Source organism: Alkalihalobacillus alcalophilus ATCC 27647 = CGMCC 1.3604, assembly GCF_000292245.2.
GTDB classification, from domain to species: Bacteria; Bacillota; Bacilli; order Bacillales; family Bacillaceae_D; genus Alkalihalobacillus; species Alkalihalobacillus alcalophilus.
This window is the reverse complement of sequence record NZ_ALPT02000047.1, coordinates 25,773-32,937: the sequence shown is the minus strand read 5'-3', so window position 1 is coordinate 32,937 and position 7,165 is coordinate 25,773. Positions and strand designations below refer to the sequence as shown.

General features: G+C 37.8%; 7 protein-coding genes. All 7 read right to left on the bottom strand.

Annotated features, from left to right (window positions below; genetic code table 11):
- Window positions 1–305: 305 nt before the first annotated feature.
- Window positions 306–1,082 carry a delta-lactam-biosynthetic de-N-acetylase gene (gene pdaA, locus BALCAV_RS13345; RefSeq protein ID WP_052044384.1) on the bottom strand — a complete coding sequence of 259 codons (777 nt, stop codon included), beginning with the start codon at window positions 1,080–1,082 and terminating at the stop codon, window positions 306–308.
- Window positions 1,083–1,166: 84 nt separating this feature from the next.
- Window positions 1,167–1,325 carry a hypothetical protein gene (locus BALCAV_RS22345; protein WP_160173417.1) on the bottom strand — a complete coding sequence of 53 codons (159 nt, stop codon included), beginning with the start codon at window positions 1,323–1,325 and terminating at the stop codon, window positions 1,167–1,169.
- Window positions 1,326–1,392: 67 nt separating this feature from the next.
- Window positions 1,393–2,340 carry a GNAT family N-acetyltransferase gene (locus BALCAV_RS13335; RefSeq protein WP_003324801.1) on the bottom strand — a complete coding sequence of 316 codons (948 nt, stop codon included), beginning with the start codon at window positions 2,338–2,340 and terminating at the stop codon, window positions 1,393–1,395.
- A gap of 43 nt (window positions 2,341–2,383) precedes the next feature.
- Window positions 2,384–3,532 carry an exo-beta-N-acetylmuramidase NamZ family protein gene (locus BALCAV_RS13330; RefSeq protein WP_003324800.1) on the bottom strand — a complete coding sequence of 383 codons (1,149 nt, stop codon included), beginning with the start codon at window positions 3,530–3,532 and terminating at the stop codon, window positions 2,384–2,386.
- A 94-nt stretch (window positions 3,533–3,626) separates the two neighbouring features.
- A complete protein-coding gene (locus BALCAV_RS13325; RefSeq protein ID WP_003324799.1) occupies window positions 3,627–4,337 on the bottom strand; it encodes a PIG-L deacetylase family protein in 711 nt (236 codons plus the stop codon).
- A 277-nt stretch (window positions 4,338–4,614) separates the two neighbouring features.
- On the bottom strand, window positions 4,615–5,748 hold the full coding sequence (gene tnpB, locus BALCAV_RS13320; RefSeq protein WP_040324003.1) for an IS200/IS605 family element RNA-guided endonuclease TnpB: 1,134 nt from the start codon (window positions 5,746–5,748) through the stop codon (window positions 4,615–4,617).
- Between the two features lie 383 nt (window positions 5,749–6,131).
- Entirely contained in the window at window positions 6,132–7,118 is a 987-nt protein-coding gene (locus BALCAV_RS13315) for a Gfo/Idh/MocA family protein (protein WP_003321664.1), read from the bottom strand.
- Window positions 7,119–7,165 lie beyond the last annotated feature (47 nt).

Below are 7,165 nucleotides of genomic sequence, written 5' to 3'. Positions count from 1 at the left end.
CTGGTTTTTATTCAATAGCTTTTGACATCATTGCGGTTCTATGATTCCCTTTCCCGCTTTTATTTGCTGGCTTTGGGTTTCATTGACCTTCTTTGATTCCCTTTGCGGCTTTTATTTGCTGGCTTTGGGTTTCATTGACCTTCTTTGATTCCCTTTGCCGCTCTTTTTCATCGGCTTACGGCTTCATTCGGCTTTTTGTCTACAATGAGCACTTTTAATACTTTAACTTCCCTTTCACTACCATCTTTTCAAAGTAAAAAAACTCAAGCACCAAATGTCGCTTGAGTTTTTTCCTCGATAATTTCTTATGGGAAGGGCAATTGTTCCATTTGTCTTTCAAACATTAAATCATCTAGACTTTTAAATTCATATCCTAATTTGCGTGCCTCATCAATGACTCGTGGTAGTGCTTCAGCATTGTCAGAGGATACAGAATGAATAAGCATGATGGAACCAGGGTGAATTCTTTTCATAATTTGCTTGTAGGCATAATCTCCACCTTTTTGATTGTCCACATCCCAATCTTTATAAGCAAGCGACCAAAAAACATTTGTGTAACCAAGCTTATTGGAAAGAACCAAAGACCGCTCACTAAACTCTCCACGTGGGGGGCGCAAATAATTCATTTCATTTACTCCCGTTAATTCGGTAAACCTCTTTTTCACTTTATCTAGCTCCTCAATCAGTTTTCCATCACCGACTTCTGGCAAACTTGGATGATGCCATGAATGATTCCCAACAATATGACCTTCGTCGACCATCCGATTGACTAAATCAGCTGCTGTTTCTAAATAATGTCCGGTCACAAAAAAAGTCGCAGGAACTCCTTTTTCCTTTAAAACATTAAGTACTTGCTCCGTATAACCATTCTCATAACCATTATCAAAAGTAAGGTAGAGATCCTTTTTTTCAGTATTGCCGATAAAAATTCCACCGGTTTTATTTAATAACTCCTGATACTCAGGCTCAGTTGAAACCGGCTTATTATCCTTTGTCGGAATATAGCTCCAATTATACGTCTGGTCACTAGCAGCTAATGTATTTAACGCAAAGTGACAGGTCGCACTAACAAAAACGATCATAAGGATCGCGATTTTCCGTTTCACTACTCATCATTCTCCCTCTTTTTTTGTTAGTGTTTCACGACAATCACATCAATATGTATGTTATTCATTAAGTCCGTAAAAGGAATGAATCGCAACAATCGAAGCAAAAGCCAATAATCTTTTTTCTTCTGATAAATTATGTGGAATATCAATAATATGGCCACCTTCTGGAAAAAGCTCCATCGCTTCAACGGGTACACCACCGACTTTGATGTTCATCCACTTTTGACCATCTACCCAGTTAATTTTCCAACAGAAGTTGCCCATCTTCTATTCACTAAATTGGTTAGAGCTCTTTTTTCATAACATGAAACCTTCGCGTGATTTCAAATCCCGTTTTTTTATATAAATAACCGGCTGCACTCTTTTCACCTGTCCACAAAAACCAAGCACTATGAAGTCCTTCTGCCCTCATCATCGTTAAACATTCATGCAAGAGAAGTTTCCCGAGCCCTTTCCCTTGTTGACCTTCATCAACACCGAATGGACCAAACCGTTCTGGTATGCCTTCATATCCACCATAAATACAAAAACCGACAACTTCCTGCTCATATCGTGCCACTAAAATGCGTTCCAACGGTAATCCTTGTAAGACGCCTTCTCGAATCGCCCGTCCCCAATCAGGATTAAACTTTTGATTGGCGAATTGAATCACTTCATATAAATCCTTATCCTCTGCTTGGGCGAATGTATAGCCTTCTTCTTCTCTTAACCTTTTTAGCTCCTTCATTTCCTCAGTTTGTTTAAAACCGACTAAGCTTCGATCCATCGCCACTGGGGAATAGAGCTTTTGGAAACCTTGCTTTTGTAAAAATTGATAAGCACCTGGGTAAGCTTCCTCATCAATCCCTGGCAAAATATAATTAGGAGCGTATGAAGCAAAAAAGACCGTCTTTCTTCCTTCATTTTTTAAAAACTTTTCGGCTTCTTTCATCAGTTGTGTGGCAACTCCATTATTTTGAGCTTTCTTATCAACAAAAAAGAAAGGAATCCAGCCATTGTCTTGTTCTAAATTGGTTCCAAGCATTGGTAACAATCTTCTAACTGCATAAACAACTCCAACAAGACGGTCTTGTTCAAAAGCCACCCTTAGGCCAACCGGATCAAAATTAGCATCTAATAACACTAAATTCCGAAACCTCTTTATCGTAATAGGATCGGCTCCCAACGTTTCATTCCATAGCTCCACAATTTTTCTTTCATCACCTGATTGATAATATCTAAATGAAATCATGCTCTTCACTTCCTTTATTTAATAAAACATCCATCATCCTTTTTTAAACATATAAAAGATACGGTTCTGCTTGTTTCTTAAAGCTCTCTACTTCTATTTGATTACGTTCTAAAAATCCCTCTAAACCGCCTTTTATTATTAAATGTCTTAACGTTTTAGTCCCTGCTAATAAATCAAAAAAATACTTGCCATTTTTATTTTCAATAAAAGAAAAATCATTTGGATATAACTCATAAATGGTTTCAATTAACTGTAAGCCCATTTCAACCGGCTTTATTTTTGCTCGCTCTATGACGTGCAGCTGAATTCCTCCACAAATCGTATCCTTATGCTTAGAATACGTTGGGATAAAAGAGGTTGGCCTAGCCAAAACCCCTGTTATTTGCTTCTCATTAAACCTTTTCGCTAATAAGTTGCCATCAATAAATGGAGCTCCGATATATTCAAAAGGTTTAGTTGTTCCTCTTCCTTCTGACAAATTTGTCCCTTCTATAAAACAAGTCCCTGGATAAAGCAAAGCCATATCGATTGAAGTTGTATTAGGGGAAGGTGGTACCCAAATTAAACCAGTATCTTCAAAATACATATGGCGCTTCCAACCTAACATCGGAATAACCGTTAAGTCACAGTCATAACCAAATTCATGCTTAAACAATAAAGCCAGTTCTCCAACTGTCAACCCATGTCGATTCGGAATCGGTAGCATCCCAACAAATGAACGAATACTCTCTTCGACCAAATTTCCTTCCATTTGATAACCTGAAATTGGATTTGGGCGATCAAGTACAACAAAATCGATGTTATTCTCCGCACAAGCTTCCATCATATAAGCCATCGTATAAATAAAGGTATAGTATCTTGACCCGATGTCTTGTAAATCAAAAACAATCACATCAACATGTTCTAACATTTCTTTTGTTGGTTTTTTCGTTTGCCCATATAAGCTATACACTGGTAAATTAGTATAAGGGTCGGTAAAAGAGTTGACGATTTCTCCTTCTTTTGCATCCCCTCTTATCCCATGCTCTGGCCCATAAAGGGCGACAAGGTCAATCTCTGAATGGTCATAAAAAAGATCAATCGCCGGCTGCAACTTTTCATTTACTCCTGTCATATTCGTGACTAGGCCAAGCCGCTTCCCTTTAAAATTGTTATAATCTTTTTCTATAAAAACATCTAACCCAAGCTTCATACCTATTCCTCCCTTTCAAAACACACCCTCGGAAAGAAATTCATCAAAATCAACTTTCCCAAGGACAACTCTAATTCCTCTCACCTTAAAAAATTTAAAGTTCAAACCCTGGAATAAATTTACCTTTTCTAACATTTCTACCTGTTGGAGTTTTTAATGTTTGAGCATACTCGGTTCGGTTCAAGCATCCTCTAACCGTACCAAGGGCTTTATAATAATCAAAATATCGGAAAGAAGCTGAATTCATAATAAACCAATAATTAGACAAGGCTTCTAAATAAGTCTCAAATTCTTCTGTTACATCAACAAAGATGTCTGGTTCATATCCCTCCATGTCCTCCCAATTTTCACTATGGTAATACGGATAATAATGTGGGTTTAAGCCGTCTAAATCAAACCCTTGAAGGCCTGCTTTTAACTGAGCAGCTTCGACAATTCTTTGGCAGAGGCTATGATCAGGATGAATGCTATTTTCCCAATGTGTGATCACAACATCTGGTCTTAATTGACGCATAAGTGTTGCTACATCGGTGATAATGTCATCATTAAAGGTTAATTCCGCATCTTTATATTCCAATGTGATGCTTTTCCCTCCTAAAATTCCAGCCACTTTTTCGGCTTCTTCGATTTTCTGTTTTCGATACTCTTCCACTGAGAGATGTGGCGGGTTTCCTTTCTCACCGGCAGTTAAATGTAAAAAAGTAACGTTCCATCCATTTTTCGCATACTTGTGAGCAATCGCCCCCGCTTGAATTTCTCCATCCCCACAATGAGCACCCACTATAACTAAACTTTTTTTATCCACTGATAACCTCTCCTTTCAAATAACTCTTACTGTTTACTAAACTTAAATTAGAGATTTGTGCTTTGTTCCGCCATAAAACGAAGAGGTCCCATTCACTTTTTTTCATACTATAATTTCGTTTTTAAATTCTCATTTTTGAACAACTCGCCACTTAGCTAACGCTTGAAGTGGGAGATTCTTGGGAACAGAGCGTACTTGCCAGCGCATTTCTTTGCCAACAGAGGTTTCTCTTATGGACCAAGCTATCCCCGTCGATTCCTACGGTTCTGTATGTTGTTTAAGCCAAGTCGAGGGTTCTTACCCCTTCGGCTAGAATATTTCGGCTGGCATTGATATCTCTATCGTGATGTTTATGACAAATAGGACACGTCCAATCCCTTATTTCAAGAGATTTCTTGCCCTCTTGATGTCCACATTCGGAACAGATTTGACTAGATGGATACCACCTGCTTATTTTCACAATGGTTTTCCCGTACCATTTCGCTTTGTATTCTAATTTTGATACAAAGGCAGACCAGGATACATCCGAGATCGATTTGGCTAATTTATGATTGCGTAACATTCCTTTGGTGTTCAAATCTTCGATACAGATCACATCGTGGTTTTTGATGATGTCTGTACTTAGTTTGTGAAGGAAATCGTCACGTTGATTCCTGACTCTTTCGTGCAATCTAGCCACTTTGCGTTTTTGCTTCTGATAGTTTTGGGCATCAAATAGATGAATACCCTTATTTTTGGCCTGTAACGCACGTCTTGAAAGTTTTCGCTGTTCACGTCTTAATTTCTTTTCCATTTTGGCTGTGAACGTATGATTGTCCACCTTGTGACCATCCGAAAAAACCGCAAAGTCCGTGATGCCTAAATCTATACCAATAGATGAATCCGTTTTCTTCAAGGGCTGTACGTCTGTTTCAACTAGAATGGATACAAAGAACTTTCCGCTTGGATTTCGTCTGACTGTAGCGCTCAAAATACGTCCTTCAACCTCACGACTTTTGGCCAAGCGAACAAGACCCAGTTTCGGCAATTTAATTTTGTTGTCTACTATGGCAATGTTGCTATTTGTTTCTTTCGTGGTGTAGGATTGTACCTGATTCTTTTTTGATTTGAAGCGTGGCGCTTTATTTTGTTTCTTGAAGAATCGAGTAAAGGAATCGGCAAGATTTTTCAGGGAGGATTGAAGGGCAATGCTGTCCACTTCTTTTAGCCATACGAATTCCTTTTTTAGTTGGGTTAATTGGGCCGAACAAGCAGAATACGTTAATCCTTTGCCTGTTTCTTGGTAGGTATCGTTCCATTGCCCTAAAAAGCGATTGAATACGAAACGGCTACATCCGATGGTTTTAGCAATGAAGGTTTCCTGTTCTTTGGTTGGGTAGAGACGAAATTTGTACGCTTTGTTGATGAGCATTGTTTTCACATCAAATAGGAATGTATGTTCTTATTATACCCTAACAAGAATCTCTTTGGCTACCGCCAACCGCCATTCATCTCCCCCTTATCGTTGGGCTTCTCCCTTCACACGATGGAAGAGGGAGTCTTCTGTCGGGAAATGATAAATTATAAACGAAATTTTCTAAACTTTTATATTTTTATTTTACATTATATAACCAAAAATTAAAATATTAATTCAGTGCATTTATTTTTCGATTTTAATCTCTAAAAATTCCGCCACACTAATCAAATCTACTTACATACCAAAAAGACTCTTCTATAAGGGGATGTCCTTATAAAAGAGCCGTAGCTTTTATTTATTTTAATCAAGATTAATGAAGCATCTAATGCAGCAAGTAGTTATTTATGATCACTTGGAAAAACAAGCCCTATTTCCTCTCGTACCTTATCCATTATTTGCATCGTAGTGTATGAGTGTTTGTATGAATTTGTCGTTGATTCTGTTCTGCCTTGCTGAATGATATCAACAAACTCTTGAACTTCATAATACATAGATGGGTGTGATTGTTCTACTGTTAATGATTCTATCGTGCCATCCTTGTAGTGAATCTCTACTTTTTCGGGTGTATGTATCTTATCAATAATTATACTACCCTTTTCACCTTGGATTTCAGTTGGTAAATAAGAATTGGTTATTTTAGAATGCATGATTGATGCATTTTTATCGTCATACTTTAAGATAATATTTCCCTCGCCATCTACCCCTGAATCAAGAAGATTACCGGTTGCCTTCACATCATTCGGTTCGCCAAATAAGACGATAAGTGGGTATAGGCAATAAATACCTAGATCCATTAATGAGCCGTTCGCATACTTAGGGTTAAAAGCATTCAGAATAATTCCTTCTTTATATTTATCATATCGTGAAGAATATTGACAGTAGCTTGAAAAGTACTTACGGATAGAACCTATTTTATCTAGGTTCTCCTGGATGACTTTAAAGTTGGGAAGTAAAGTTGATTTCATCGCTTCCATTAATAAGACATTGTGATCTTTTGCCACTTGAATCATTGTCTTTACTTCCATTGCATTGGCTGCCAGCGGTTTCTCACATAAGACATGCTTGCCATTTTGCAAAAATAAAATCGCTTGTTCTGCATGATAAGAATTAGGTGTCGCGATATACACAGCATCAATTTCTTCACTACTCGCCATTTGCTCCAAACTTGTAAACGTTTTTGTAACGCCGTATTTACTTGCAAATTCTTCTGCTCTCTTACTATCACGTGAATAAACAGCTGTTAATTCAAAGCCTGTTACACCTTTTGCAGCCTCAAGCAAGCTCTCTGTAATCCAATTCGTTCCCACAACTCCAAATCTAACCATTTTCTGATCTCCTATTCTTTTTAGATATTATGATAATACAGTTCTCA